The 1,856-nt window shown below is 74.1% G+C and carries 1 protein-coding gene and 1 pseudogene; both read right to left on the reverse strand.

What is annotated here, in order from left to right; genetic code table 11:
- A partial coding sequence (locus tag ACVNF4_RS35555) for a YfjP family GTPase (RefSeq protein ID WP_461806967.1) occupies positions 1 to 1,101 on the reverse strand: 1,101 nt, incomplete at its 3' end.
- Between the two features lie 3 nt (positions 1,102 to 1,104).
- Positions 1,105 to 1,856, reverse strand: a pseudogene (locus tag ACVNF4_RS35560) (ATP-binding protein); the annotation flags it as partial.

Raw genomic sequence — 1,856 nt, forward strand, 5'->3', positions numbered from 1 at the left:
CCGGGCGGCTGCCGCGTCGACGTCGGCGGCGACCCTGCGGGCCGGCGCCTGGCGCTCGGCGACGAACTGTCCGAGCAGCTCGCGCAGTTCCGGGACGCCGTCCCCGGTGAGCGCGGACAGCCCGAGGACGGTCGCGCCGGGTTCGCCGTACTCGCCGAGCGCGATGCCGTCCTCGTCGAGGAGTCTGCGCAGGTCGTCGAGGACGAGCTCGGCGGCCTCCCCGGGGAGCCGGTCGGTCTGGTTGAGGACGACGAACATGACCTCCGCGTGGCCCGCCATCGGCCGCAGATAGCGCTCGTGGATGACGGCGTCGGCGTACTTCTCGGGGTCGACGACCCAGATCACGGCGTCCACGAGGGCGAGGACACGGTCGACGTGCTCACGGTGCGGGAGGGACGCCGAGTCGTGGTCGGGGAGGTCGACGAGGACGAGGCCCCGCAGCTGCGCCTCGGCCTCGGGGCTCTGCACGGGGCGTCTGCGCAGCCGTCCCGGGATGCCGAGGCGGTCGATGAGTCCTGCGGCGCCGTCGCTCCAACTGCACGCGATGGGCGCGGCGGTGGTGGGACGGCGGACGCCGGTCTCGGAGATCGTGACGCCGGCCAGGGCGTTGAAGAGCTGGGACTTGCCGCTGCCGGTGGCGCCGGCGATGGCGACGACGGTGTGCTGTCCGGAGAGCCGGCGGCGGGCGGCAGCCTCGTCCAGGACGCGGCCCGCTTCGGCGAGGGTCTTGTTGTCGAGGCGGGTGCGGGAGAGGCCGACGAGTTCCCTGAGGGCGTCCAGACGGGACCTCAGGGGGCCGTCGTAGGCGAGGGGGGCGTGGGGGGTGCGAGGTTCCGGGGCGGGGGTTTCGGTGCCGGGCGGGGTGACGCGGCGGGCGATGAGGCCGTCGCCCCAGGGAGTGTCGTCCGGGTCGGCGGGATCGTCGTCGGCGTTCTCGGCGTCCTTGGCGCTTTTTGCGCTTGTCTCGCTCTGCGCGCTCTCCGCCTGATCGGAATTGTCGTTTTCGACGCCCTCAGGGAGGACGTTTTCGCAGCCGTCCTCCTCAAGAGGTTCGTCCGTCGGCCCCTGCTCGTGTTCCTGATGGTCCGTGACGGCGGTCACCTGTCACCTCTCCTTCTGCAGTACGGACAGCGCGGCGATCAGCTCGGCCTGGGGTTCGGCATGGACGTCGAGCCCGTCGAGGGGAGCGAGGCGGCGCTCGCGTTCGGTGCCGACGACGCTGTCGAGGTGGGCGGTGAGGAGCCGGCCGCCCCTGTCGCGCAGGCGCAGCGCGCCGTGGGCGCCGAGGCGCTCGGCGAGGCCCTCTCCGGCGGAACGGGCACGCCGGCCGCCGAGGAGGGCGGTGGCGACGAGCGCGGCGACCGACTCGGGGTCGGGTGCGGAGCCCCGGTCGAGGTCGCGGACCTCGTCCTCCGCATACTCCTCCAGTTCGCGCCGCCAGCGTCGTACGGCGAGGCCGATGCGGTGTTCGGCGCTCTCCAGGTCGGGGTCGCGGTCGTCGAGGTGCCCGGCGGCGGGTTCGCGGCGCCAGGCGTCGTCGACACGTTCGTCGGCGGCGGTGACGGCGCACAGCAGGAGGGCCGCCAGGGACTCCACGAGGGCGTCCAGGAGCTCCGCGGCGGTGCAGTCGAGGGGAAAGGCCCGCCAGCGCTTCAGAGCGTCTCCGGCGAGCACGGCGCCGCTCTGGAGGCGCCCGCGTACGCGCGCGTACTCGCTGTCGTAGGCGTTGTCGACGGCGGCGGTCAGCCGGAGCGCGGCGGCGTACTGCGCGGCGGCGGCTCCCGCCAGCTCCGGCATGCGGGACTTGAGGGAGTCGAGGACGCCGTGCGCGGTGCGGGCCATCGCGCGGTGGCGGG

It is taken from the genome of Streptomyces sp. S6 (assembly GCF_054880855.1).